Source organism: Aquabacterium soli (assembly GCF_003933735.1).
In the GTDB taxonomy this organism is placed as follows: Bacteria; Pseudomonadota; Gammaproteobacteria; order Burkholderiales; family Burkholderiaceae_C; genus Aquabacterium; species Aquabacterium soli.
The window spans coordinates 19,313-45,100 of the sequence record NZ_RSED01000010.1 but is presented as its reverse complement, the minus strand read 5'-3'; the positions used below and the strand labels follow the sequence as shown (position 1 = coordinate 45,100).

20 protein-coding genes are annotated in these 25,788 nt (G+C 67.4%); 7 read left to right on the top strand and 13 right to left on the bottom strand.

Translation table 11 applies throughout. The features are described 5' to 3' along the window. Positions 1–6 precede the first annotated feature (6 nt). From EIP75_RS13785 to EIP75_RS13745, 9 genes are all read right to left on the bottom strand, one after another. Complete coding sequence (locus EIP75_RS13785) at positions 7–1,026, bottom strand: tyrosine recombinase XerC (protein ID WP_125243867.1); 1,020 nt, start codon at positions 1,024–1,026, stop codon at positions 7–9. Between the two features lie 14 nt (positions 1,027–1,040). Then, a complete protein-coding gene (locus EIP75_RS13780; RefSeq protein WP_125243866.1) occupies positions 1,041–1,727 on the bottom strand; it encodes a DUF484 family protein in 687 nt (228 codons plus the stop codon). An 8-nt stretch (positions 1,728–1,735) separates the two neighbouring features. Next, positions 1,736–2,599 carry a diaminopimelate epimerase gene (gene dapF / locus EIP75_RS13775; RefSeq protein ID WP_125243865.1) on the bottom strand — a complete coding sequence of 288 codons (864 nt, stop codon included), beginning with the start codon at positions 2,597–2,599 and terminating at the stop codon, positions 1,736–1,738. Positions 2,600–2,666: 67 nt separating this feature from the next. Then, positions 2,667–6,062: a response regulator gene (locus EIP75_RS13770; RefSeq protein WP_158622852.1), complete on the bottom strand. Its 3,396-nt coding sequence runs from the start codon at positions 6,060–6,062 to the stop codon at positions 2,667–2,669. 149 nt (positions 6,063–6,211) lie between these two features. Beyond that, on the bottom strand, positions 6,212–7,801 hold the full coding sequence (locus tag EIP75_RS13765) for a methyl-accepting chemotaxis protein (protein WP_158622851.1): 1,590 nt from the start codon (positions 7,799–7,801) through the stop codon (positions 6,212–6,214). Between the two features lie 182 nt (positions 7,802–7,983). Beyond that, positions 7,984–8,883: an LpxL/LpxP family acyltransferase gene (locus tag EIP75_RS13760; protein ID WP_125243862.1), complete on the bottom strand. Its 900-nt coding sequence runs from the start codon at positions 8,881–8,883 to the stop codon at positions 7,984–7,986. Then, positions 8,880–9,800 (bottom strand): lysophospholipid acyltransferase family protein, encoded by a 921-nt coding sequence (locus EIP75_RS13755; RefSeq protein WP_125243861.1) that lies wholly within the window; start codon positions 9,798–9,800, stop codon positions 8,880–8,882. The genes EIP75_RS13760 and EIP75_RS13755 overlap by 4 nt, the downstream gene beginning before the upstream one ends. Positions 9,801–9,925: 125 nt before the next feature. Next, positions 9,926–12,235 carry a hypothetical protein gene (locus EIP75_RS13750; RefSeq protein WP_125243860.1) on the bottom strand — a complete coding sequence of 770 codons (2,310 nt, stop codon included), beginning with the start codon at positions 12,233–12,235 and terminating at the stop codon, positions 9,926–9,928. Between the two features lie 34 nt (positions 12,236–12,269). Beyond that, the gene (locus tag EIP75_RS13745) at positions 12,270–13,457 is read right to left on the bottom strand and encodes a hypothetical protein (protein ID WP_125243859.1); all 1,188 of its coding nucleotides are present in this window, start codon (positions 13,455–13,457) and stop codon (positions 12,270–12,272) included. 344 nt (positions 13,458–13,801) lie between these two features. On the opposite strand from EIP75_RS13745, the gene metK reads away from it, so the two are divergent. From metK to EIP75_RS13730, 3 genes are all read left to right on the top strand, one after another. Then, entirely contained in the window at positions 13,802–14,980 is a 1,179-nt protein-coding gene (gene metK / locus EIP75_RS13740; protein WP_125243858.1) for a methionine adenosyltransferase, read from the top strand. A gap of 117 nt (positions 14,981–15,097) precedes the next feature. Continuing rightward, a complete protein-coding gene (locus tag EIP75_RS13735) occupies positions 15,098–15,805 on the top strand; it encodes a DUF433 domain-containing protein (RefSeq protein ID WP_125243857.1) in 708 nt (235 codons plus the stop codon). Further along, positions 15,802–16,203 carry a PIN-like domain-containing protein gene (locus EIP75_RS13730; RefSeq protein ID WP_125243856.1) on the top strand — a complete coding sequence of 134 codons (402 nt, stop codon included), beginning with the start codon at positions 15,802–15,804 and terminating at the stop codon, positions 16,201–16,203. Before EIP75_RS13735 ends, EIP75_RS13730 begins: the two co-directional genes overlap by 4 nt. A 5-nt stretch (positions 16,204–16,208) precedes the next feature. Here the strand turns inward: EIP75_RS13730 and EIP75_RS13725 are convergent, their stop codons facing one another. Next, a complete protein-coding gene (locus tag EIP75_RS13725) occupies positions 16,209–17,258 on the bottom strand; it encodes an AraC family transcriptional regulator (RefSeq protein ID WP_125243855.1) in 1,050 nt (349 codons plus the stop codon). Positions 17,259–17,372: 114 nt separating this feature from the next. Between EIP75_RS13725 and EIP75_RS13720 the strand changes: the two genes are divergently transcribed. The 3 genes from EIP75_RS13720 to EIP75_RS13710 are packed head-to-tail and all read left to right on the top strand — an operon-like array spanning position 17,373 to position 20,805. Then, positions 17,373–18,560 carry an acyl-CoA dehydrogenase family protein gene (locus tag EIP75_RS13720; protein ID WP_158622850.1) on the top strand — a complete coding sequence of 396 codons (1,188 nt, stop codon included), beginning with the start codon at positions 17,373–17,375 and terminating at the stop codon, positions 18,558–18,560. Next, on the top strand, positions 18,557–19,954 hold the full coding sequence (locus tag EIP75_RS13715) for an acyl-CoA dehydrogenase family protein (protein ID WP_125243853.1): 1,398 nt from the start codon (positions 18,557–18,559) through the stop codon (positions 19,952–19,954). Before EIP75_RS13720 ends, EIP75_RS13715 begins: the two co-directional genes overlap by 4 nt. A gap of 11 nt (positions 19,955–19,965) precedes the next feature. Continuing rightward, positions 19,966–20,805, top strand: a complete 840-nt coding sequence (locus EIP75_RS13710) for an acetoacetate decarboxylase family protein (RefSeq protein WP_125243852.1) — start codon at positions 19,966–19,968, stop codon at positions 20,803–20,805. Here the strand turns inward: EIP75_RS13710 and EIP75_RS24880 are convergent, their stop codons facing one another. Then, positions 20,806–22,350: a methyl-accepting chemotaxis protein gene (locus EIP75_RS24880; RefSeq protein ID WP_158622849.1), complete on the bottom strand. Its 1,545-nt coding sequence runs from the start codon at positions 22,348–22,350 to the stop codon at positions 20,806–20,808. A gap of 303 nt (positions 22,351–22,653) precedes the next feature. Between EIP75_RS24880 and EIP75_RS13700 the strand changes: the two genes are divergently transcribed. Next, on the top strand, positions 22,654–23,925 hold the full coding sequence (locus EIP75_RS13700) for a cyclic di-GMP phosphodiesterase (protein WP_125243850.1): 1,272 nt from the start codon (positions 22,654–22,656) through the stop codon (positions 23,923–23,925). 9 nt (positions 23,926–23,934) lie between these two features. Here the strand turns inward: EIP75_RS13700 and EIP75_RS13695 are convergent, their stop codons facing one another. Both EIP75_RS13695 and EIP75_RS13690 read right to left on the bottom strand, forming a co-directional pair. After that, the gene (locus tag EIP75_RS13695) at positions 23,935–25,014 is read right to left on the bottom strand and encodes a hypothetical protein (protein ID WP_125243849.1); all 1,080 of its coding nucleotides are present in this window, start codon (positions 25,012–25,014) and stop codon (positions 23,935–23,937) included. A gap of 33 nt (positions 25,015–25,047) precedes the next feature. Beyond that, the gene (locus EIP75_RS13690) at positions 25,048–25,779 is read right to left on the bottom strand and encodes a hypothetical protein (RefSeq protein ID WP_125243848.1); all 732 of its coding nucleotides are present in this window, start codon (positions 25,777–25,779) and stop codon (positions 25,048–25,050) included. Positions 25,780–25,788: the final 9 nt, after the last annotated feature.

Genomic DNA, 25,788 nt, shown 5'->3' with positions numbered 1-25,788 from the left:
GAGTGCTTACTTGCGACGTGCGCGCGGGTGAGCCGCGTCGTAGGCCTTGGCCAGGTGCTGGAAATCCAGCCGTGTGTAGACCTGGGTGGTGGTGATGTGGGCGTGGCCCAGCAGCTCCTGCACCCCCCGCAGGTCACTGCTCGATTGCAGCAGGTGGCTGGCAAAACTGTGGCGCAGCATGTGCGGGTGCACATGGGTGGGCAGGCCGGCGCGCACCGTCAGTTGCTTGAGCCGGTTGCGCAACTGGGCCGCCGTGAGGCGGGCGCCCAGGCGACCGATGAACAGCGCGGTTTCGTCCGCCGCAGCCACGGTGCCACGCACGGCCAGCCAGGCGGCCAGGGCCTGCAGCGCGGGCGTGCCCACGGGCACCTGGCGCCATTTGCGGCCCTTGCCCAGCACATGGGCTTCGCCGGAGGCGGCGTCCACCCAGCCTTGGGCGTGCGGGTGCGCCTGCACATCCAGCCCCAGCAGTTCGGCGCTGCGCAGGCCGCTGCCGTAGAGCAGTTCGACCATGCAGTGGTCGCGCGCGGCCAGCCAGGGGGCCTCGCGCTGGTCTCGTGGCGAGGTCGAATCAGGCACCGGCGGTGGGCTGGCGCTGGTTTGGGCCAGCGCCACGGCGTCGTCCACCGACAGGGCCTTGGGCAAGGGGCGCGCGGCCTTGGGGGCCTTGAGCCCGTCGACCGGGTTGAGCGCCACCAGGCCTTCACGGCCCAGCCAGCGGTACAGGCCGCGCCAGGCAGAGAGCATCAGGGCCAGGCTGCGCGGGCCCAGGCCCCCGGCATGCAGGCGGGCGGCCCAGCCGCGCACGTGGTGCGGCTGCACCGCGGTCAGGGCGAGCCTGTCGCGGGCCAAGGCCTCGCGCAGGCGGTTGAAGGCCTCGCCGTAGAGCTCGAGCGTGCGTTCGGCCAGGTGCTTCTGCACGGCCAGATAGCTCAGGTGCCGCTCGATCAGGGCGTCATCGGCCGAGGAGACCGCAGCCCCCGGGGCCAAAGCAGGGCCAGGGCGCGCGGACGGGGCCTGGCCCATGCAGTGTCGCCGGCTCAGGCCAGCAGGCGGGCCAGGGCGGCGCTGGCCACCTCGCCCAGCTCGGTCAGGAACTCCAGGCCCATGTCGGCCGTGTAGCGGGTGGGGTCGGGCGATCCCAGCACCAGCAGGCCGAAGACCTCGCCGTCGCGCACCAGCGGCAGCAGCGCCAGCGAGGACACGGTGTTGGCATCTTCCAGCCAGCGCGCGGCCTCGAAGCCGGCGTTGATGCCGCAGTAGGGCAGGCTCAGGCTGCGCGCGAAGCTGCGGGCGTCGTCGCTGATGTCCTGTGCGAACGGCAGGCCGGCCAGCTCGGGCTTGAGCGGGTGGTCGGCGGTGCCCCACAGGCGCAGGCCCACCTGCGGGATCAGGAATTCGTGCTGCAGCTCGGCCGTGAGCACGGTGGGCAGCGCGGTGTCGTCGTGCGCCAGCATCACGGCGCGGATCCAGCGGTGCAGGCGCTGCGCGATGGCCTCGTTCTCCTGGCTGTGGCGGATCATCTCCATGATGCGCCGCTCCAGACCCTTGATCTTGTCGCGCAGCATTTCCATCTGGCGCTCCTGCAGCGAGACGGCGCGCTGGCCGTGCGGGCTGGTGAGCTGGATGGCGGCCAGCAGCGGCGCGTGCCGCTCGAAGAAGCCGGGCGTGTGGATCAGGTAGTTGGCGATGTCGTCTTCGGTGATGCCTTGGAGCGGGGTCGTCATGGGGTTCTTCAGAGTTCGGGGATGTCGATCTCACCGGTGAACACGGTCTGGGCCGGGCCGGTCATCAGCACGGGCTGGCCGGGGCCGGCCCACTGGATGGTCAGGCGGCCGCCGCGCGTGTCCACATCGACCGTGCTGTCCAGCCAGCCCAGGCGGATGCCGGCCACCACGGCGGCGCAGGCGCCCGAGCCGCAGGCCAGGGTTTCGCCAGCACCGCGCTCGTACACGCGCAGGCGGATGTGGGTGCGTGACACCACTTCCATGAAGCCGGCGTTGACGCGGCGCGGGAAGCGCTCATGGCCTTCGACCTGCGGACCGACCTCGTCGACCGGGGCATGCTCGCAGCTGTCCACGCGCTGCACGGCGTGCGGGTTACCCATGGAGACCACGGCCACCTCGACCGGGTAGTTGGCCAGGGCCAGCGGCCACAGTTCGGTGCCATTGACCAAGCGTGGCGTGAGGCCGGTGCCGTCGAAAGGCACGCGGGCCGGCTCCAGCACGGGCGCGCCCATGTCCACGGTGACGCGGCCGTCGGCTTGCAGGCGCGGCTCGATGATGCCGCCCAGGGTCTGCACGCGGATGGTCTGCTTGCCTGTGAGGCCGGTGTCGTGCACGAAGCGTGCGAAGCAGCGCGCGCCGTTGCCGCACTGCTCGACCTCGCTGCCGTCGGCGTTGACGATGCGGTAGGTGAAGTCGGTGCCGGCATCCACCGAGCCGGGCTCGACGATGAGGATCTGGTCGGCGCCGACACCGAAGCGGCGGTCGGCCAGGTAGCGGTACTGGGCCTCGCTGAGGGCCAGCGGGCCGGCGGTGGCATCCAGCACGACGAAGTCGTTGCCGGCGCCGTGCATCTTGGTGAAACGCAGCTTCATGAGCGGATTATCCGCCCTACTTGCCACCCCCAAGTTTCCTGACCCCTCGGGGGGCGGGGCGGACTGTTCATTGCGCTGTGCGGCTTCTGGCGCGGCGCGGCGCCAGCCAGCGGTCCAGGCCGGCCAAAAACTCCGGCAGCTTGATCGGCTTGGTCCAGAACTCGTCGAAGCCGGCCTCGAGCGCGCGGTTGCGCTCGTTCAGCATGGCCGCGGCCGTGAGCGCAATGCAGGGGCTGGGCCTGCCGCGGTACTCGCGCAGGCGTTTGAGCACGGCATAGCCGTCGCCATCTGGCAGCTGCAGGTCCAGCAGGACCAGGTCGAAGCGCTCGGCCGCGATGGCGGCCAGGCCCTCCTGCACATTGGCCGCCACGGCCAGTTCCACCGCCGGACGCAGGGTGAGGCATTCGCGCACCAGCAGCACGTTGCTGGGGTTGTCTTCCACGTAGAGGATGCGGCCCTTGAGTCCGATGTCCACCGTGAGCTGGGGCGGGCGAGGCGCCAGGGGCGTGTCGGAATCCAGGTCCAGCGGCGGCTGGGGCTGCGGCGCGTGCGGCAGGCTGACCACGAAGGTGGTGCCCTGGCCCGCATCGCCTTCCAGCGCCTGCAGGCGGCCGCCCATGGCCTGCAGCGATTGCCGGGCAATGGCCAGGCGCATGCCTGAACCGCCCTGCAGGTTGGTCAGCGCTTCGGGCAGCGGGTTGAACAACTGCTCTCGCTGCGCTGGTGGCAGCGCGGGGCCCTGGCCATGCAGGCGCAAGGTGACGTCGGCGCCGGCCGGCTCGATCGACAGGGTGACGCGGGTGCCCGACGGGCTGGTGTGCACCGCGTGTCCGCACAGGTAGACCAGGGCCTGCTTGAGCAGGCGGCGGTCGGCCACCACGGTGGGCCAGGGGCCGGCGGTGACGGCCTCAAAGCGCACCTGCCGCGTGGCGGCCTGCTGATCGACCAGGGGTTGCAGCTCGCCGACCAGGTCGCGCAGCGGCACGGTCTGGGCCTCGACCTTCTGGGCGCCCGACTGGATGCGTGTGAGGTCCATCGCGTCGTTGACCAGCTCCATCAGGTGCCAGCCCGCCTTTTCGATCTCCTGCAGGTAGTCCTCCTGCTGGCCGGTGCCCGGCGCCTGGGCGTTGCCACGCAGCAACTGCACGAAGCCCAGCAAGGCGTTGAGCGGCGAGCGCAGTTCGCTGCCGATGCGCGCGGCCAGCGGCTCGGCGCCGGAGAGCTCTGGCGTGCGCGCCTCGGGGTTGGCCAGGCTGTCGCCGCGCCCCGGGCCCTGGATGAGCGGGCGGGGCGGGGGCGGCGCCTGCAGTTCGTGGCGTGCGGCCTCGGCCTTCTGCTGCATGGTCACGTCGATGCACAGGCCCTCGCCGCGGATCACGGTGCGGCGGGCGTCGCGGTCGACCGTGCCCATCCACACCACGTGGCGCGACAGGCCGTCCAGGCCCTGCCACTGCAGCGACACCTCCAGCTGGTCGTCGGCGGTGATCAGCGCCAGCTCCAGTGCCTCGCGCTGGCTGGCCGGCAGGCACATCTCCATCAACCAGGCGGCGGCCGGGTAGGGCTGCACCGTGGCGCCCAGCAGGCGGTACATGGCGTCGTCGAAGGTGAAGCCTTCGCGCAGGTCGTAGCGCCAATGGCCCACGCCGGTGGCCCCGGCCATCAGGGCCAGGCGCTGGTGGGTCTGGGCCATGCGGGCCTCGTCGCGGCGGCGCTCGGTCACGTCCACCTGGGTGCCTACCAACTGCTTGACGCGGCCGGTGGCGTCGAGCTGGCTGGCCCAGTTGATCAGCACGCGGCGCAGGCGCCCATCGGGCGGGGTGATGGCGCATTCGAGCTGGCCGACGGTGGGCTCGGCCTGGCTGGCCTTGAGGCGGGCGGCCATTTCCTGGCGCTGCCCGGGGTGGATCCAGCTGAGCCAGGCGCCCAGGCTGATGCTGCCCTGCGTGGGCTCCAGCCCGTGGATCTGCGCGCTGCGGTTGTCCAGCAGCAGGGTCTGTTCGTCCAGGTCGAGCTCCCACAGACCCAGGCCGGTGGCCTGCGTGGCCAGGTGCAGCTTGGCGTCCAGGTCGTGCAGGCGCTGGGCGCTCAGGGCCAGGTCGCTGACATCCTGCGTGGCGCCGAGCACCCCGACGATGTTGCCCGTGTTCTTCTCATCGCGCAGCGCGGACATGTGCAGCCGCAGACGGCGCTGGCGGCCATCGGGCGGGGTCGTGCGGAAGGTGATGTCGGCCGGCTGCCCCAGCGTGATCACACCGACCGTGGCCTGGTCCACGGCAGCGGCGTCATCCGGGTGCACCCAGCTTTGCAGGGTGGCGGCGGGCAGGGCGTGGGTGTGCGAGGGCAGGCCGTGCTGGGTCACGCTGCGCTCGTCCATGGCGATGACGCCGCGTGCCAGGTCCCATTCCCAGATGCCGACCTCGCCGGATTCGGTGGCCAGGCTCAGGCGCTGGGAGGTGAGCAACTGCTGGCGCAGGTGGATCTCGCGCTGGCGGCGCTCGGAGGCCAGGCGCTGGCGCGAGCGCAGCAGCTCGATGCCCAGCGAGAGCTCATCGGCCATGCGCTGCAGCAGCACCACGCGCGAGGGGGCGATGCGGTCCAGGCCATCGCAGGCCATCAGCAGCACGGCCATCACGTCGTCGTCGGCGCGCAGGGGCAGGGCGATCAGGGCTTGGGCATTGTGGGTGGGGCGGGCCTGGCGCCACGGTGATGGATCATCCTGCCCATGGCGCTTGTGCACCACGCAGATGCCGGCCTCGGCCGCGCGGGCCACGGGGTGGCTTTCCCACACGGGGTCGTCCAGGCGGAAGGCGCCGGGCAGGGACAGTTCATCGCGGTCACCCGCCAGGCTGAGCGGCACACCGGCCTGGTGGCGATCGGCCTCGATGGGCACCACGGCCGCGGCCAGGTAGCCGCCCTGCACCACCAGGGTGCTGCACAGGCGTTCGAGCAGGGTGGCCTCGTCTTCGCAACGCATCAGCAGGCCGAGGATGTCGGCCAGCAGGTCCAGCGCCTCGTTCAGGCGCATCACCTCGAAACCCGGGTCGGCGCTGCCAGGGCCATCCACGGCGGCCACGTCGAGCACGCCCAGCACCTCGCCACGCGGGCCGCGCAGGCCCAGCTTGACCTGTGGCGTGCGTTCGGTGCCGCCATCGGCGGTGGGCACGGGCTCGGACCACAGCACCAGGGGCCCGGCACTGCCCAGGGCCTGGCGGTCTTCTTCGCGCACGCGCTGGCCTGCTTCATCGCCCAGCAGGTCGGCGTCGGTCACCTGGCCGCTGAGCGAGGAGGGCAGCAGGCACCGCACCTGGCCCGCCAGGTTGACGTACTTGTAGCGCAGGTCGGGGCCCTTGACGGCCACGTGCACCGACAGGTGGTCGGCGATGGTTTCGAAATCCACGCCGATGCTGCGGCCCTCGCGGTAGAGGTGCCCCAGTTGTGCGGCCAGGTCCGTCAAGCGTTTCACGGTGCCATCCCTTGTCGTGCTGTTCTTATGTGCCGGACACCCCGGCCCTCTTCGGGGCCACTCCCATCGCCGGCCGGCTGGCTGTGAACCATTGTGAATCAAGCCCTGCGATTTGTCTCGTCAGGGTTGACACCTGTCGCAAAGCGGGTTCAGGCCAATGCTGGTGCACCTTGCAGCTTGAACCGGGCCACCGTCTGCGACAGGCCCTGGGCCTGCTGGCGCAGGCTGTCGGCTGCGGCGGCGGATTGCTCCACCAGCGCGGCGTTCTGCTGTGTCATCTGATCGAGGTCATTGACAGAGGTGGTGACCTGCGAGATGCCCTGGGCCTGCTGGCGCGTGGTGTCGGCGATCTCGCCCATGGCCACCGTCACGCTCTGGATGGCGCGCACGATCTCTTCCATCACCGAGCCGGCATCCTTCACGCGCTTGGCGCCCACCTCGACGCGGTCCACGGACTGGCCGATGAGGGTCTTGATCTCCTTGGCGGCCTCGGCGCTGCGCTGGGCCAGCGAGCGCACCTCGCCCGCCACCACGGCAAAGCCGCGGCCTTGTTCACCGGCACGGGCCGCTTCCACCGCAGCGTTCAGTGCCAGGATGTTGGTCTGGAAGGCGATGCCGTCGATCACGCCGATGATGTCGGCGATCTGACGCGAAGCCTGGCTGATCTCGTCCATCTGCTGCACCACACTGCCCACCACCTCGCCGCCATGCACGGCGCGGTGGCTGGCGGTGTCGGCCAGGCGGTTGGCCTCGGTGGCCGACAGGGCGGATTTGTCCACCGTGTCGCTCAGCTCGCCCATGGACGAGGCGGTCTGCTGCAGGCTCGAGGCCGTGTGCTCCGTGCGGCTGGACAGGTCCTGGTTGCCCACGGCGATCTCGGTGCTGGCCGTGAGCATGGATTCGGATGATTCGCGCACGGCCGCCACCATGGCCCGCAGGCCCTGCTGCATGCTCTGCATCGACAGCATCACGCGGGCGATCTCGTCCTTGCCCTTGGGGCTGATGTCGTAGGTCAGGTCGCCGTGGGCGATGGCCTGGGTGATGCTCTCGGCGCGCTTGAGCGGAATGGTGATGGAGGCGATGGTCAGGCCCATCAGCGGCAGGAACACCAGGCCGGGTGCCAGCAGCATCACCCACAGGGCCACGATCGACTGGCGCACGGTCTGGCTGGTCTGGTCACGGCGGGCCTGGGCGCTTTTCTCGACGTCGGTGGTGAGCTTGGCCATGGCGGTTTCCACGGCATCGGCTTCGGCCCGTGCCGGCGCGCTGGATTGGAAGGCTTCGGCCGACGAGCTGACGGCCGAGGCATTGATCAGCTCCAGCGTGGGGGTCAGGCTGGTGGCATAGGCCTTGAGGCGGGCGCCGATGGCCTGGACCTGCTCATCCACGGAAGGGTCGGGCATGGCCTGCGCGATCTGTGCCAGCGAAGCCTGGGCCTTGGCGAGGTTGTCCTTCCACGCCTTGAAATGCCCTTCGGTGGTCACCGAGTCACCGGTGTTGATGATGGCGGCCTGCTCGTGGCTGCGCACCTGGCCCAGCAGGCGCGTGAGCTCGCCCACGCGCTGCGTGCCGGCGAACTCCTGCTCGGCGAAATCGTCCACATTGCCCTGCAGCTGCAGCAGCTGCCAGCTGGTGCCCGTGCCCACCAGGGTGCCGATGGCCACGACCAGGGCCATGCAGGCCAGCAGGCGGGACCGGATGGAGAATCCCCGCAGCCAGGTGATCCATGTGGTCATCATAGAAGTGCGCTCCTCGGTGTCTCGGTGCATTGCCAAGAGGGCCGTCGTCACACACAGGGGCGGCGCGCGACGGACCAGTACTGCCTGGATATCGGCAGATGAGGGGCTGGTTTGAGTGGCCGGGCCCGCTCCCGGCCGAGGGTTTGCCCGCAGCTGGCGCTGCGCGCAGGCCCCAAGCGGTCTTAATACACGCCGGGCTCGCCGGGCGGGCGCGTCTTGAAGCGCTTGTGCACCCACAGGTACTGGGGCAGCCGCAGGCGGATCTGGTCTTCGATGAAGGTGTTCAGGCGCGCGGTGTCGGCCACGGCGTCGGCCGTGGGGAAATTCTCCAGCGCGGGCAGGAAGTGCACCTTGTAGCCCTGGCCGCCCGGCAGCAGCTCGGCGATCACCGGCTGCACGACCATGTTGAGCATCTTCGCCATGCGCGAAGGCGCCAGCAAGGTGGCCGCCGGCACGCCGAAGAAGGGCACGAAGGCCGCATCCTGCAGGCCGAAATCCATGTCCGGCAGGTTGAAGAAGCCGCGCCCGGCCTTGATGGCGCGCAGCAGCGGCTTGACCGAATCCTGCCGGGGGAAGATCTCGGCATCGCCGAAGCGCAGGCGGCCGCGCTTCATGGCGGCATCGATCACCGCGTTGCTCTGCGTCTGGTAGATGGACGCGCCGGGGCGCGGCTGGCACAGCAGGATGGCGGCGCCGGCCACATCCAGGCCCACGAAGTGCGGGCACAGCCACATGGTGGAGCGGCCCGTGGCGTGGAATTCGCGCTCGGCCAGGTCGATGTCGCCCTCGACCTGGATCAGGCGTTTGAGCCGCCAGGCCGGGCCGTACCAGAACATGGCGCGCTCGAACAGGCTGCGCAGCAGCCAGCCGAAGTGCTCGCGCACGATGGCCTGGCGCTCGGCCAGGGGCATCTGCGGAAAGCACAGCTCCAGGTTGCGCAGCGCGATGCGGCGGCGTGAGCCTGCCACACGGTACAGCAGGTGGCCCAGGCCACTGCCCAGCCGGGCCAGGATCGGCAGCGGCAACCATTGCAGCATCCACAGGATGCCCAGGGCCAGACGGATCAAGGCACTCTTGATCATCGGGCGCTCTTGTCCTTGCCTGCCGCCTGGGCAGACGTCAGGATCTCGGCGCGCGGGCCCTTGTAGCGGTTGTAGCCCCACAGGTACTGCTCGGGGCTTTGCATGATCATGTGTTCCATCAGGCGGTTGATCGCGGCGCTGGATTGTGCCGGATCGTCGGCGCCGGCCAGCAGGGCCTCCACCTCGGGCGCGACGCGCTCGGCGTGCACCACATAGTCGGCGCCCAGGCGGCGGCGCTGGCGCCAGCCCAGGCGCTCACCCCGCACCATCACTGCGGCGGCGCCGGTCTGGGCCACCAGCTTGGCGGCCATCGTCATGGTGTAGGCCGGGCGCCCGAAGAAAGGCGCCCAGGCGCCCATGCCCTCGGGGGGCACCTGATCGGGCAGCAGGCCCACGGTCTCGCCCTTCTTGAGGGCGCGCAGCATCTGGCGCACACCGGCCAGGGTGGCCGGGCTGGCCTGCATGCCGGGGCGGTTGCGCGAATGCACCATCAGTTCGGCCAGCCAGGCCTGCTTGGACGGGCGGTAGAGCGCGGTGATGGGCTTGTGGGCGCCGTAGCGCTCGGCATAGCCCTGCGCCACCATCTCGAAACAGCCCAGGTGGGGCGTGAGGATCAGCATGCCCTTGCCTTCGGCCAGGGCCTGGTCGATGTGTTCGGCGCCTGTCCAGCGCACCCGGTCACCCATCAGCTGATCATGCGGGCGGCCCCACAGGCGGGGCACCTCGGCCACCATCTTGCCGGCGTGGCCCACGGCCTGCCAGCGCTGTCGGCGGTTGAGACCGGCGGCGCTGGCGTGGGCGGCCAGCCGGCGCCGGTAGCTGGGCGACAGGGCATAGGCCAGCCAGCCCATCAGGGCGCCCAGCGGGTGGAGCACACCCAGGGGCCAGCGCGACAGCAGAGAGAACAGACGGGACATGGACGAGGCGGGCGGTCTCGGTGATCAGGCCAAGGCCTTCGCTCGCCCTCATGGGGCGCTCGGGGCCGGGCCTGATTGTAGAGACGCCAGCTCACCCGCGTACCGGTGAGGCCGGCAATGGCGTGTCAATGGCGGTCGTACCAGCCATCGAAGTTCAGGTAGAAGGCCGGGTCATCGCTGTCGGAGAGCCTCAGGCCGGCACTGGCGATCGGGCTCTTCACGTTGTCCACACCCTGGTTGGATTGGGCCCTGCTCAGCGTCACCTTCACCACCCAGCCGTAGGGCTCCTTCTTGATGCCGGCCTGTCCGGTGCTGGTGGACGGGATGATCCCGTTGCTCATGGCCTCGGCGTAGAGCTTGCTGTAATTGCTGTCGCTTGTCACGCTGTGGTCCAGGCGGGCGTAGACGGGTTTGCCCTGCAGTGGGGCGCCCACCAGCATGTAGTCGGTCTCGTCATCGAAGTGGGTGGGGTCTTGTGCGACCTCTTTGGGACCGACCCCGTCCTGCTCCCGCTGGGACTCGGCTTTTTCGACGTCTGCCTTCAATTGCTCCCGTTGTTCCTGGATCAGCTTGGCGACCTCGGTCTGCCGCAGATCGGCCGTCTTGGCGTTCTTGCTCTTCTTCTCTTCGATCGACACGCGGTCATCGATGATCTTGCGCAGCTTCTCGTGGTCTTCGCTCAAGGGCACAGGCTTGCCCTTGCTTCCCTTGGACACCTCCTTGAAGTACTCCTTGATGGTGGTCTCAGTGTTCTTCAACGACTGCGTGTGGTCCTGCTGGCGCGTGGCCAGCAGGTTGTAGACAGTCTTGGACACCAGCGCGTAGTAATCTTTCCAGGCCTTCTTGCTGTCGTTCAGCAGGCCTTCGGCCTGGGAGGTCAGCGCGTCCCAGGCGACGGCGGTGCCAGCCTGCCATGCTTCCCGAGCCTTTTCCAATGCAGCTCTGGCCTTGTCCAGCCGGTCTGACAGATCCTGCCTGCCCGGCTCTGCCGGCAGATCCTCCTGCGCGGGCTTGGGCAGGGTCTTGGGCCAGCTCTTCCAGGCCGATGGCACGAAGTCAATGGGATTGGCGGTCTTGTCCTGGTAGTCCTCGCTGCGAAGGAGTGTCTTGGTGATCAGGGACATCGCCGCCCGATCATCTTCCAGGGCCGATGCCAATGCTTCGGCGGCGGTGTTCAGACCGGCGACCATGGCGTCGTATTTCTGCGCGAATTCATCGGCTGCGACGCGCGTGACCGTGCCCTTCTGGCTGGCTTGGATGGTGGTTTGCTCATCCTTGGTGCCCTTGGCTGCCGGGTGGCTCCCCAGCAGCTTCCTGGCGGTCGCTTCGGGCAAGAAGGGATCGCCCTTGAGGAGGCTGGCGGCGAGCTCACCCACCAGCTTCACCAGTTTCGAGGCGAGGCTCTTGGCGTTGGCCTTGGTGTCATGGATGGCCTTCCTGACCGCCGCGACCTCGTTGGTCAGCCTGGTTGCGGCTTGATCGGCCTGCGTGAACCGGTCTTCCTTCAGGTGGCCATGGATGTCCTCGCGCGTCTGCTGGAGTTGATCACGCTCACCGTCGTTGGCTTCGTCCGGATCCTGCTGCTCCTGCAGCGTCTTCTTGACCTTGGCCACCAGTGCCAGCTCGTTGATCAGGACTTTCTGCAGGGCCTCGCGGTCCTGCAGCGTCTTTTCCGCGTCAGCGGGGCGTTCCTCGGCTTCTGCCTGCTGGTAGGCCTCGTCGGACTGATCCCGGCGTTTTTGCTGGCCTGCCGACAGCTCCGCCAGGGCGGGCAACTTGGTGTGGCGGCCCTGACGGGCCAGGCGCTCCTTGATCTCCTGGCGCAGTGCTTCGTACAGGCTTTGGGCGGCCTTCAAGTCTGATTCGGCCTGCGTCAGGTCCTCCTTGCGCACGGCTTGGCGGACGGTGAGGATGGCCTGGCCCAATCGCTGCTCCTGCCGGGGCATGACTCCCTGAAGCGGAGTCAGCTGTTCGATCCCGCCCAGGATCTTTCGGGCCCGTTCGGCCACGGCTTTGTTGCTCTTGGCGATCTCGGTGGCCTTGTCGAGCTTCTCATCGACGCCGGAGCCGCCAAGGTCCAGACGCTTGACACGGTCCTTGGCTTCACTCATCTCCTGGAGCAGGGTCTTGTAAAGGATCACTGCCTTCTTCAGCGCCGATTCGGCTTGCGGTTCGTTCTCCTGGCGCACGGCCTGGCGAACGGCGTCCGTGGCCTGGTCCAGCCGTTGCTGCTGTTGGGGCGCGAGCCCCTCGATCGGTTTGAGTTGTGCCAGCCCGGCCATGATCTTGCGGGCCCACTCCGCCACCACCTGATGGGTCTTGGCGATCTCGGTGGCATTGTCTAGCTTCTTGTCGGCACCGGGGCCGCCAAGGTCCAGGTGCGTGAGCAGCCACAAACGGGCTAGCTTGTCCATCATTTCCAGGTTGGTGCTCATGGCGTGTCTCCGGAAGGTTGAAAGGCCATGGCGCTCAGGCCAGGCTCTTGTCCAGCGCCTGCAGCGAGGCCAGCAGAAACTCGCGGGTCTTCAAGGGCACGAAGGGGTTCTGATCGACACCTGCCAGCAAGGGATCGCTCTTGACGAAGCGGATGTAGCGCGCCAGCACCGCACGAGACTCTTCATGCAGGTCCAGCCGCTTCTGGTCGGTCTGGGCGTTCAGCGCCTTGTCCAGGATGTCCATCAGCGATTCGTCGAGCTCAACCAGGATGGTGTCGAGCTTGCGCACCTTGGCGGTCGCGGGGCCCGCCAGATCCGGTTGGCCCTTGCAGTAGCCGAGTACCGCGCTTTCCAGTGACTTCAGGTCGGCCTGCAGCTTCTGCCGCACCTTCTCCCAGGCCAGGCGGCTCTTGGCGTGGTTCACGAAGCGGCCTTTGTCCACGGTGGCCTGCTGGCTGGTGGTGGATGTCGCCTGAGGCTTGTCCTTGGCCCCAACAGCTTCCTCGTCGTCGTCGTCTTCGTCGATGTCACCGTCCGGGCCCCGCACCCGCACGGGCACGCGCAGGCCCGTCTGCTTGAGCAGGGCGGCGCTGATCTTCTTGGCCAGCCCGGAAGCGGGGTTGTCCAGCACGAAGGTGATGAACTTGTTGTCCAGCACGCAGGTGCCGTCGATGACCTTGACACTGCCCTTTTGCTCGAGCTGTTCGACCATCAGTGTTCGGCGTGCCGGCGAGATGGGTTTGCGCGACAGCAGAACCACGACCTCCTTGCCTGACAGCACCAGCTTGGTGTGGGCCGGCGTGCCCGCGCGCACCTGGCGCAGCAGGGGCACCATGCGGGTGGTCAGGATGTCCGGTGTGTCATCGCCCTCGTCCTCGTCAGGGGCGGCAGCCTTGGCCTTGGCCGTACTGGTGGCCAGGTCGCGGATCTGTTGTTCCACGGCCTTGCGGCTGCGCTCCACCCCGCCGCTCATGTCCGACAGCCCGGCCTGCAGGGCCTTGTCGGCCTTGGCGGTCTTCGCATTGGCCTTCTCGAAGGTGGCCAGCGCCTTGTCCACGGCAGCCAGCGCATCGCGCTGCTGCGCCAGCCCGGTAGCGTCCGGTTTGAGCTTGTCGGCGCGGGCCAGCAGGGCCAGGGCCTTGAGCACGTCGGCGTCGGCGGTCACGGCCTTGCCTTTGGTCAACGATTTCCAGGCGGCTTCGGTCAGGGTCTTGTCGGCCATGGGTGGTCCCTTTCTCTGTTGACGAGCCGGGGCCTCCGTTCGAGTGCGAACGCCAGTGCACCGGGAGCAGGAGCCCAGCGGGGCATTGTGCAGTGCGCAAAACCAATGGCAACACACCTATTCAGTGAGGTGGGCCGCAAGTTCTTGGGGGTAGGGGTGTCCGGTTCGCACCCAGGCGATATCCGCTACACTTCGGCCATCGCCGAGTTAAAGGAACAACTTGCGGGGCGATTCACAAATGCCGCTAAAGCGTTCGCCGCTGCCCAGAGTGACGACAAGGATCTCTCCCCAGCCCCGGCGACGCCGAGGTTCAGTCCGTCAACTTTGCTATGGAGCACACACACGTGGCCAGCGATTTCCTCTTCACCTCCGAATCCGTCTCCGAAGGCCATCCCGACAAGGTGGCTGACCAGATCTCGGACGCCATCCTCGACGCCATCTTCGAGCAGGATCCCGTCTCGCGCGTGGCCGCCGAGACCCTGTGCAACACGGGCCTGGTGGTCCTGGCTGGCGAGATCACGACCAACGCCCATGTGGATTACATCCAGGTGGCGCGCGACACGATCAAGCGCATCGGCTACGACAACACCGAGTACGGCATCGACTACAAGGGCTGCGCGGTGCTGGTGGCCTATGACAAGCAATCGAACGACATCGCCCAGGGCGTGGACCGCGCCAGCGACGACTACCTGAACATCGGTGCGGGCGACCAGGGCCTGATGTTCGGCTACGCCTGTGACGAGACGCCTGAGCTGATGCCCGCGCCGATCTACTACGCGCACCGCCTGGTCGAGCGCCAGGCCCAGCTGCGCAAGGACGGCCGCCTGCCTTTCCTGCGCCCCGATGCCAAGAGCCAGGTCACGATGCGCTACGTGGACGGCAAGCCGCACAGCATCGACACGGTGGTTCTGTCCACCCAGCACGCCCCCGAGTGGAGCCTGGGCGACAAGATGAAGCCCGAGTTCAACGAGGCCGTCATCGAAGAGATCATCAAGCCCGTGCTGCCCAAGGAATGGCTGCAGAACACGCGCTACCTGGTCAACCCGACCGGCCGTTTCGTGGTCGGTGGCCCGCAGGGTGATTGCGGCCTGACCGGCCGCAAGATCATCGTCGACACCTACGGCGGCGCCTGTCCGCACGGTGGTGGCGCCTTCTCCGGCAAGGATCCCACCAAGGTGGACCGCTCGGCCGCCTACGCTGCCCGCTACGTGGCCAAGAACGTGGTGGCCGCCGGCCTGGCCAAGCAGTGCCAGGTGCAGGTGGCCTACGCCATCGGCGTGGCCAAGCCCATGAACGTGACCATCTACACCGAAGGCACGGGCGTGATCCCCGACGAGAAGATCGCTGCGCTGGTGAACGAGCACTTCGACCTGCGTCCCAAGGGCATCATCCAGATGCTGGACCTGCTGCGTCCGATCTATGCCAAGACGGCGGCCTACGGCCACTTCGGCCGTGAAGAGCCGGAGTTCACGTGGGAGCGCACAGACCAGGCGGCTGCGCTGCGCGCCGCTGCTGGCCTGTAAGACCAGCATCCGCTGCAGGCGGATCAGCCGGCAGGCGGCGAGGTGGCATCGCGTCAGCGATGTCACCGCAGCCACAAGGCCTGGCAGGCCTCAGGAGGCAAAGGTACACTGCCAAACATGAGCCAATCGCATCAACTTCTAGGTACAGGTCTGTACCCTTTGAGCAAGGCCGCTCGCCTTGTAGGAGAAGATGTGCGTACCGTTCGGCGATGGCTCAAAGGCTATTCCTGGAAACATCCGGACGGTCGGAGATCGTCAGAGCCATTGTGGTCTCTGCAATATGCCGAAGACGATGATTTGGCGAATGAGCTGGTTCTCGGATTCAAGGACTTGCTTGAGCTGCGGACCGTGGCTCGGTTTGTCCAGTGTGGGGTCTCGCTGCGTGTTGTGCGCGAAACCGTCAACATCGCCCGCCAGTACCTGGGTGACTATCCCTTGCATTCCCGGCGCTTTGTGACTGATGGTCGCAAGATCTTCCTGGAGGCCGTGGAGCGCGCTGGTGAAGAGGCAAGGATGCTTGATGTCCGAGATCGCCAGTTCGCGATTGAATCGGTCATCAGGCCCAGTCTTATCGAAGGCATCGAATATGGCGCAAATGCTCAGGCCCTTCGCTGGTACCCCGAGCCCAAGCGCAAATTGATCGTGCTGGATCCAGCTCTTCAGTTTGGTGAACCGATCATTGCCGATGCCGGTGTTCCTACGGACACACTGTCGGCTGCATTCAAGGCTGAGCAAGGTGATGCGCAGAGGGTTGCGCGTCTGTACAGGGTTACGTCGCAAGCAGTCAGGGCGGCAGTGGCTTTTGAGCAAAAACTGGCTGCGTGAATTTCCTGTTCGACAACAACCTTCCTCCGGATCTGGCTCATGCTGTACGAGAGTTATGCGCCAGCGAGCCCGACGTGGAGCAGGTCTGTCATCTGACAGACCTTTTTGTGCCAAGCACACCTGACCTCGATTGGATCGCGGGATTAGGCAAGGGCTGGTACGTTGTCAGCATCGACAAGTTCGCCAAGAGTCGCGGAGCAGAGCGAGAGGCGCTGCGAAGGGCGGGGCATACCGTGTATGTGCTTGATCCTCAATGGTCAAGTCACCCTTTCTGGATCAAGTCCTCTCGGCTGATCTTGTGGTGGCCCCAGGTGCTTGAGCACGCACGGTTGATTGAAGGTGGTATCCACCGCATACCGTGGAAACACACGTCTGGTAAGAAATTCTTAAGCCTTTGATTGCCTTACCGCCGGTCCACCCCCGGCGGTCTGCCGAACCAGCGCTTGTAGGCCCGGATGAACGCCGCCGCCTCGCTGTAGCCCAGCGCGGTGGCGATGTCGTCCAGCCGGGCGCCTTCCCGCCGCAACCATTGCGCGGCGCGCCCAGATCGCTCGGCATCCGACAGTGCCTGCAAAGCCTGGCCTTCATCGGCCAGATGGCGGCGCAGCGTGCGCTCGCTGCAGCGCAGGCGCCGCGACACCTCCGATGAATCCGGCCAGGACCCAGGCGCCCACTGAGCCCCATGCTCCCCTTGCACGCCGTGCTGGCGGAACACCTCTCGCACCCGATGCGCCCAGCTCACCGGCTGGGCATCGAGCACCTGTGCCGCCCGCGCCTCGCACTGAGGCTGCAGCAAGCGCACCATCAAGGCGTTCGCATCGGGCATGGGCTCGTCCAGCCGTGAGGGGTCCATCGATACCTGCGTGACGGGTGCCCCGAACTGCACCGGGATGCCCAGCACCGCTTCGTAGTGCGCCAGGTCCGCCGGTGGCACCTTCTCGTCGAACTGCACCTGCAGCGGCGGCGCCTCGCCGTCCTTGAAGAAGGCGCGCAGCAGACCCACGGTGAAGGCCACGTCGCGGTCCAGGTAGAAGCGCCGCAGAGGCCCCAGGTGTTCGCCGCCGCGCAGCCGCAGGCGCCCGGTGTCCAGGTCGGCCTCCGGGATGAAATGCGTGTAGCTCAGGTTGATGAAGCGCAGGAACAGCGCCACGGCCTCGCGCCGCGTGGCGGCGTGCGGCATCAGCAGCCCCAGGTGGCCGAAGTGCATCAGGCGGTAGCGCTGGCCCACGGCCAGCCCGCAGTCGGCACGGCCGGCCTGCGCCACCCAGTGGCCGAAGAACAGCTGCTCCTGCAGCGGCGTGATCAGCGCCTCGGGGTCGCTCAGCTCAGCCTCGGTGATGTCGGTGCCGGCCAGCAGCGGCGCCGTGTCATGCCCAAGGCTGCGCCGCCAGGCGACCAGGTCGGCCACGGCCAGGATGGACAGCGCGCGTTGCGGGGCGATGGAGGGCCACATGGCCTGCCAGCATAGTCTTTTGAACTGGCCGCGGGATCGGGGTTGGCCGCAATGGTCAATGGATTGCCGCAACCGTCATGGCCAGAGGTGAGACGCTTGCCTAGCATCCGCCGCATGGACACCGCCGATGACACCACCCGCCTGGACGAAGCCGAGGCGCGCGCCTGGCTGCAGGCCGTACAGCGCTATGCCGTGGAGCGCATCGCGCCACAGGTGCAGCGGCCCGAGCTGCCCTGTCCGGCCGACACCGCGCGCACCTTGATCGATGGCCTGGCCGACATCGGCGTGCTCAACCACGGCGATGCGCCCGCCGCCGGGCTGTGGGATGACGACGAAGACCCGGTGCAGCGCGGCCTGTCGCTGGACGTGCTGCGCGTGGTCGCCACGCACAACGCCGGTCTGGCGATGCAACTGCACCTGCAGGCCCTGGGCGCCCGACTGCAACGCGAGGCCGGCCTGTCTGCCGGGCAGCCCACGCTGGTGTCCCTGCAGGGGCGGCATGGCCTGGGGCGTGGCGCCGTGTGGCCTGCTTGCGAAGGGCGGCCGCTCACGCCGGAGCAGGCCCTGCTGATGTCGGACAACTGGGCCTGCCCCACGCAGGCCACCCCCCGCTGCCTGCATGCCCTGCCCGATTGGCACGCCCTGTGGCTGCCGGTGTGGCAACCGTCGCAGGGCTGGTGCTGGCACCGCCTGCCCCGTGGCGAGGTGCAGGTCAGCGTGCTGCCGCACAGCCATGGCCTCGATGAGCTGAGCACCCAGGCCATCGCGTGTCCATCGCCCGCCGCCCCGGTGATCGAGGGCGAGCAGGCCACGCGATGGTGGACCCGCCTGCAGGCCCTGCACAGCCTGGGCCTGCAGGCCATCAGCGAGGCGGTGGTGCACCGCGCCTGGCGCCAGGCTCTCGAGCACGCCCGGTTACGCCGCCAGGGCGGCCAGACCATCCTGGGGCATGCGGCTGTCCAGCAGTTGCTGCAGCAGGCGCATGAGGCCGTGCAGGCCAGCGCGCAGGCCCTGGCCTCGGCTGCCCACCCACGATCACCCTGGCCGGACCTGCCCGCGCGCTGGCGTGACCGGGCCCGTTGCCAGGTGGCGCTGGCCCAGGGCGCCAGCGCGGCCCTGCAGGTGTTCGGCGGACAAGGCTACATGCGCGACAGCGGCCTGGAAAAAGCCGTGCGTGACGAGAACCACCTGCGTCTGCTGGGCGGCTCGCCATCCGAGCTGCGCACCTGCGTGGCCGCGTGGGAAGCCGGCCATGCCGGCCCGACGGGCCTGCAGGCCATGCACACAGGAATGGCCGCATGAGCGCGCCCTGGCCCGCCGGCCTCCCGCCGTTACCACAGCCCATCGCAGGCCACCTGCCGCCCGAGCACCCCTTGTCGCCCCGCCGGGCCCTGCAGGCGCTCGATCCCAAGGTGCGGCTGCTGCTGGCCTACGCGCCCCAGAGCGCCTGGGACACCGACACGGCCAGCCTGCCCCGCCGCCTGCAGCGCTACCGCCGCCAGGCCCGAGCTTTCGCCCAGACCCACCTGGCCCCCGCAGCCCTGGCCATTGACGCAGGGCCGCACCTGCCCGCAGGGCAAATGGCCCCCGAGGCGCTCGCCATCCTGCGCGAGGCCGGCCGCCAGGGCTGGCTGAGCGATCTGTTGCCTGCGCCCCTGGGCAGCTGCCCCTGGCTGGACGCGCCTTACCCGATGGTGTGGCGCACCTGCCTGAAGGTGGAAGAGTTCGCGCGGGCCTGCGGCGGCCTGATGCTGCTGCTGTGCGCGCATTTCCTCGGCATGGGGCCGATCCTCGTGTCCGGCCAGCTGCCCCTGATGTGGCGCACCCTGCGCCCGGCCACCCGGGCCAACCTGCGGGGTGACCCGCACCTGTTCGCCTTCGCCATCACCGAACCCGGTGCCGGCTCCGACGCGGAAGACGGCCACGGCGCCGCCACCAACCAGCCTGGCCTGGTCGCGCGCCGGCAGGGCGATGGCTGGTGCCTCAACGGCCAGAAGGTGTTCATCAGCGGCGGCGACATCGCCCGCCAGATCACCGTGTTCGCCGCGCTCGAAGGCGAGGGCTTCGACTCCTGGACCTGCTTCCTGGTGGACAGCCGCAGCCCGGGCTTTCGGGCCGCGCGCACCGAACTGAAGATGGGCATGCGTGCGTCCAGCGCGGCCCACCTGGTCTTCGACAACGTGTGGGTGAGCGATGCCTGCGTGGTCGGCGGGCTGCGCAGCGGCTGGTCGCTCAACCGCGCCACGCTCAACCTGTCGCGCCTGCCGGTGGGCGCCATGGCGGTGGGCCTGGCGCAGGCCGCGGTCGACATCGCCGTGCACCATGCCTGTACCCAGCGTCTGGGGGGCCGCCCGCTGATCGACTTCCAGGATGTGCAGCTGGCGCTGGCCGACATGATGGCTGCCACCAGCGCCGCCCGCACCCTGGTGTGGCAGGGCGCGCGCACGTGGACGCCACGCCAAGCCGTGGCCTCGATGGCCAAGTTCCACAACACCGACACCGCCCTGCGCGTGATCGAGCAGGCCATGGACCTGCTGGGCGAGCACGCCGTGCTGCACCGAAACCGGCTGGAGAAGCTCTACCGCGACGCCCGCGTCACGCAGATCTTCGAGGGCACCAACCAGATCAACCGGCTGGCCGTGATCGAGGACCACCAGGAGGCGCTGGCCGCCCTGGTGGCCTCCAAGCCAGCCTGACGGAGACACCCATGCGCCACACCCTGAGCTTCGCCCCTCACGACGATTCGTTCTTTGACGTGCCCCACACCGTGGTGAGCACCAGCCAGGGGGCCGTGCAACTGCCCATCCTGTACCGGCGCACGCGCAACCTCAACGCCTTCTTCATGCTGCCCACCGGGCGGGTGCAGGCCGCGCTGGCCCAAGCGGGGGCCGCAGCGCTGTCACCGGGATGCCAGTGGCGTGGCCGGTCGCTGGTGGCGCTGGCCTGCTACGACTACCTGGACACCAGCATCGGCCCTTACCGCGAGATCGGGCTGGCCGTGCCGGTGGTGCCGCCAGGTGTGCGGGCAGGGTTGCGCCATTGGCTGCAGAGCCTGGCCGATGTCGACAAGCCGTCGAGGCAGCTGGGCTACCACGTGCTGCACCTGCCGGTGGACACGGAGGCGGCCTGTGCGGCGGGACGCGAGATCTGGGGCCTGCCCAAGTTCGTGGCACCCATCACCTACGAAGCCCCACGCCACGGTGCGTGCAGCGATGTCGACATCGTGCTGCACGCGCCTGATGCCACTGGGCAGCGCCCGCAGACCATCTTGCGGCTTGACGGTTCTTTGGGCGCAGGCCTGCCCGGCCCCTCGGTCAGCCCGCTGCTGTATTCGCAGCACGAGGGCCGGTGGCTGCGCACACCGGTGCGCGTGCGCGGTGGGGGCCAGGCCCATGTGCGACCTGCCTTGCAACTGCGCGTCGGTGCCAGCGAGCACCCCATGGCTCAACAGCTGCGGCAGCTGGGGCTCGATGGCGCCCGGCCCTGGCTGGCCATGGCGACCGACCGCTTCCAGTCCCGCCTGCCGGCGGGCCAGCCGATGGCTTGATCAGGCCGCCAGCCTGAACACGTTCACAGCCCCCGACAAACGCCGGGCCTGCTCGCGCAGGCTCTCTGCCGCCGCCGCCGACTGCTCCACCAGCGCCGCGTTCTGCTGCGTCATCTGGTCCAGGTGCGTCACCGCCTGGTTCACCTGCACGATGCCATCGCTCTGCTCCGCGGCCGAGGTGCTGATGTCGCGCATCATGTCCGTCACGCGCTGGATGGCCGAGACGATCTCGCCCATCGCCGTGCCCGCATCGCCCACCAGCCTGGCGCCTGAATCCACGCGCTCGTTCGAGGCCACGATCAGGCTCTTGATCTCGCGCGCAGCCTGGGCCGAACGCTGGGCCAGCGTGCGCACCTCGCCCGCCACCACCGCGAAGCCGCGGCCCTGCTCGCCTGCACGGGCCGCTTCCACCGCCGCGTTCAGCGCCAGGATGTTGGTCTGGAAGGCGATGCCGTCGATCACGCCGATGATGTCGGCGATCTTGCGCGACGAGTTGGCGATGTCCTGCATGGTGTCGACCACCTGGTTCACCACCGCGCCCCCGCGCTGGGCCGCCTCGCTGGCCGTGCCGGCGAGCTGGTTGGCCTGCTGGGCCGATTGGGCCGAGTGCTGCACCGTGCCCGTCAGCTGCTCCATCGACGAGGCCGTCTGCTGCAGGCTGGAGGCCGTGAGCTCCGTGCGGCTGGACAGGTCCTGGTTGCCGGTGGCGATCTCGCTGGAGGCGGTGGCGATGCCGTCGGTGCTGTGGCGCACCTCGTGCACCAGCCGCGCCAGCGAGCCCGTCATGCCTTGCAGGGCCTGCATCAACTGGCCGAACTCGTCGGTGCGCTGCGTGTCCACCGGCGTGCTCAGGTCACCTTCGGCAATGCGCGAGGCGATGTGGATGGCCTCGCTCAGCGGCTGCTTGATCGCGCGGATCAGGAAGTAGGCCCCCACCACGGTGCCGCCCAGCACGGCCAGCACCATCGCGCCAGCGATCAGCACGGTCGAGCGGCGGCCTTCGGCGATGCTGGTGCGCACGGCTTCGGCATCGCGCTGCTGCAGCGCTGCGAACTCGCGCAACGAGGCCAGGTAGGTGGCCGAGGCGGGCAGGAAGTTGGCCTTGACCGCGGCGCGGGCTTCATCGAGCTGCCCTTGCTCCTTGAGCTTCTTGATCTGATCGCTGGTGTCCAGCACCACCTTGCGGTTGGCGGCGATCTTGTCGAGCTGGGCCTGGTCGGCGGCGCTCAGCGGCAGCGCCTTGACCTGCTTCTGCAGCTCGGTGATGCGGGCGATCGCATCGGCGATGGGCTGCTTGAAGGCCAGGGCCACGGTGGTGTCCGCGCTCAGGTTCGAGGCCACGCTGCGCACCTGGGCCACCTCGCTCATCGAGGCCCACTGGCTGGCGGTCTGCAGCTTGAGATCGCTGATCTTGAGCTGTGCCTCGGCCTGCGCCTGCTGGCTGCCGGCACGCCAGGCGGCCAGCCCCACGATGCCCAGCATCGCGACGATCAACGTGCCCACGGCCAGCCACAGCTTGCCGCCGATTCCCAGGTTCTTGCCCATGTCGGGTCCTTGTTCGATGGAGCGCTGGCCTTGCCGCGCCGGCCCCGCCAACCACATCACGGCCCGGTGTCGGGGCGACCACCGTGCCGGGCGAGACCGCCCGATCCCGGGCCATCGACGCGACTACAGAAGGGCATATCGGCGTTCTGGCGTCGATCTGAAGCCGCGTGATGGTCTGCGATCGATCAAAAAGCGTGCGCAAAGCAGCAGGACTTCCCCCACGCACCGGCCCGAAATCGCTAGCATGGTCAGGCAGGTTCCACGCGGCAGGCGGCTTCGTCCTGCTGCGCAGGCCATTTCGCCATGCTGAAAAAAATACCCACCCACCAGTTGCGCCTGGGCATGTTCGTGCACGAGCTGTGCGGCTCGTGGATGGACCATCCCTTCTGGCGCAAGGCCTTCATGCTGGCCGAGCAGCGCCAGCTCGACCAGCTGCTGGACAGCCCTGTGCGCGAGGTGTTGATCGACACCAGCAAGGGCCTGGACGTGCCCCGTGCCTCGCCCACCACGCTGATCGACGACATCGACCTGCCCGATGATGGCGACCCGCCTGATGGCGCCTTCCCGCCCACGGTCCATGCGGAGCTGCTCGACCTGACCCCGGTGGAGCAGCAGGTCAGCCTTCAGGACGAGGTGGCCCGTGCGTCGCGCATCGTGGCCCAGGCCCGCGGCGCCATGAAGACCATGTTCCAGGATGTGCGCATGGGCAAGGCCGTCGACGCCGAGCACTGCCTGCCGCTGGTGGACGACATCACGCGATCCGTGTCACGCAACCCCGGTGCCATCGTCAGCCTGGCGCGCCTGAAGACCAGCGACGACTACACCTACATGCACTCGGTGGCCGTGTGCGCGCTGATGGTGTCGCTGGCCAAGCAGCTCAAGCTGAGCGAAGCTGACACCCGCGAGGCCGGGCTGGCCGGCCTGGTGCACGACCTGGGCAAGGCCATGATGCCGCTGGAGGTGCTGAACAAGCCGGGCAAGCTCACCGAGGCCGAGTTCGACATCATGCGCGGCCATCCGCAGGCTGGCCACCAGATGCTGGTGGAAGGGCGCGGCGTGGGCCCGATCCCGCTGGACGTGTGCCTTCACCACCACGAGAAGATCAATGGCACCGGCTACCCGCACCGCCTGAAAGGCGATCAGATCAGCCTGTTCGCCAGCATGGGCGCGGTGTGCGACGTGTACGACGCCATCACCTCCAACCGGCCCTATAAGGCCGGCTGGGACCCGGCCGAATCGGTGCAGAAGATGGCACAGTGGACCAAGGATGGCCACTTCAGCGAGCCGGTGTTCCAGGCCTTCGTCAAGAGCATCGGCATCTACCCGACCGGTTCGCTGGTCAAGCTCAAGTCAGGCCGCCTGGGCGTGGTGGTGGACCAGGGCGCGGGCTCGTTGCTGGCGCCGCTGGTCAAGGTGTTCTTCTCGACGAAGTCCAACGAGCGGCTGGTGCCCGAGTTGCTGGACCTGGGGGCGCGAGGGTGCAGCGACCAGATCGTGTCGCGCGAATCGCCTACGGCCTGGGGGTTCAAGAATCTGGATGATTATTGGCGGGATGCGGCGGGCAACCGGTTTTGACACCGGCATTCACGACGTACTGGCACCACCACCAGCAGCAGGCAGGGCATCTCCGGACCGCCAGACTTGTCCAAAGTGCTGGTCGGCAAGTTCCACAACCTTGCGCAAGGTGTCGTCTTCCCAGGCGGGATCAATAGCGTGAAGTTGCGCGGTCAGGGGGTTGTTGATCCAAGGGTGATCGATATCCAGGGCCGGCTTGATCCCAAGATACCGCTCGGCCAAGGCTTGGAAAGCGAACAGTTCAACAGGAAACACGGCCCAGTCTTCCGCACCGAGCACGCCGCCCCAGTGCATCTTCCGCGTACCTACGCCGATATCCTGAAAGCCGTTGTACCGTGCCATGCGGAAGTCCAGCACATGCATCAGCGCGGATGAGAATGCCTCGGGGTTCTCGACGGTTTCGAACAGTGTTCGGTAGCGGCCCATGTCCGTGGGCAGTTCAGCCAGGGAGGGCCAGGCATCCTGTTCCGTGATGTGCGCCAAGGTGCGCAACATGAGGCGGATCTCGGGGTTGAAGAACTCGTCCGTGAAGCAAGTCTCCCCGTTGCGATGGAAGTTCATCAGATAGCGGCCCAGCCAACGTGCCTGATCCCAGGAGCCCCGGGCTGTGAGGACGCAATGGGCATGATGGTTCACACTGCATTCTTGCCCAACGTCTGACGTGTAAGTAAAGCCAGGGTCCAGGGTACTCAGGCGTGCAGCAGCATACTGGTAGCTTGTGATCCGCGAAAACGTATCCGCCAGACGCTCGAATTCATTCGATGAAGCAGCGAGGTTCACATCGAGAAGCAAACCGTCGCGTGCTAAGCGCTCCAGTGACACGGTCACAAGGGGGAATTTTTCCGCTGCCAAGTATGTTTCCAAGTGCTTGGTTTCTGTTTCTATGGCTGTCGTCCACCATTCACGTCTGTCGTGGATGTTGACGAGCAATTGTGTAAAAGCACGAAGTCGACCTTCCGAATCAGCCTTGCAGTTGACTTGCTTCCATTTGCTCTTGGCTAAATGATCCGCACGCTGAATTTCCTCAGCAATGGATTTTGCAAAGAAATTCAGGAAATCTTTGGTGTAATTTTTAACGTGCGAAGTCATGTTATCTGGGTTTCAGAAATCTCGGATTGCCTGTCATGCTATTCCATGCCTGGATTTCAGTTGCTGGGTTCGGTGTGTTGATATAGCCGTTGAGAATGGCATACGCCGCATAGGTTTTTCCCTTCTGGCGATACCCGCTGCCCTCACAATTTTATTGCCAGAATCCTTGAACATTTTCGTCACGATGTCCATCGACTTATTGGCAACCTTGAAGCCTACCTCAATCACTTCAGCAAGCATATTGCGCATCGACACATCATCCATGTGAGGTATTTTTTTGATCAGTGCGTCGGAGCCCTTGGCGGAGGCGTATTCGGAAAGCCGCTTTGCAATAGTATCTTCCAGGCTCTGCAGTTTCTGTTTTACTTCCGGAATCTGGCCGGCTATTTGAAGCAGGGCACCCAAGCCTGCCACTGCCGTGCCGAGCGGCGCATGAACGAATGCGATTTTATTTCCAGCATCTGTGATTGACTCACCGAAAGCGCCGAGCATGCTCGAATTGCTTGCCTTGCCTAGCGAGGCCGTCGTCGGCATCTGGGTATCGAAAAAGCTGCCACTCCCGATCAAGGCCATGCGTCCCGAAGCGCTCAGCCCCATTGTGTCCCCATCAATCAGTGCAGCGATGTCGCCGCGTCCTACGCCCAGCGCTTCGTATGACGAGTCCGGCAACGTGTCTCCAGCCCCGCTTACGTCCATCAGCGCTGCGACCAAGCCGAAATTCATGGCGGCTCGCTCTTCAAGACGGGTTGCGACACCGTCGAGCATCGCCGTTCG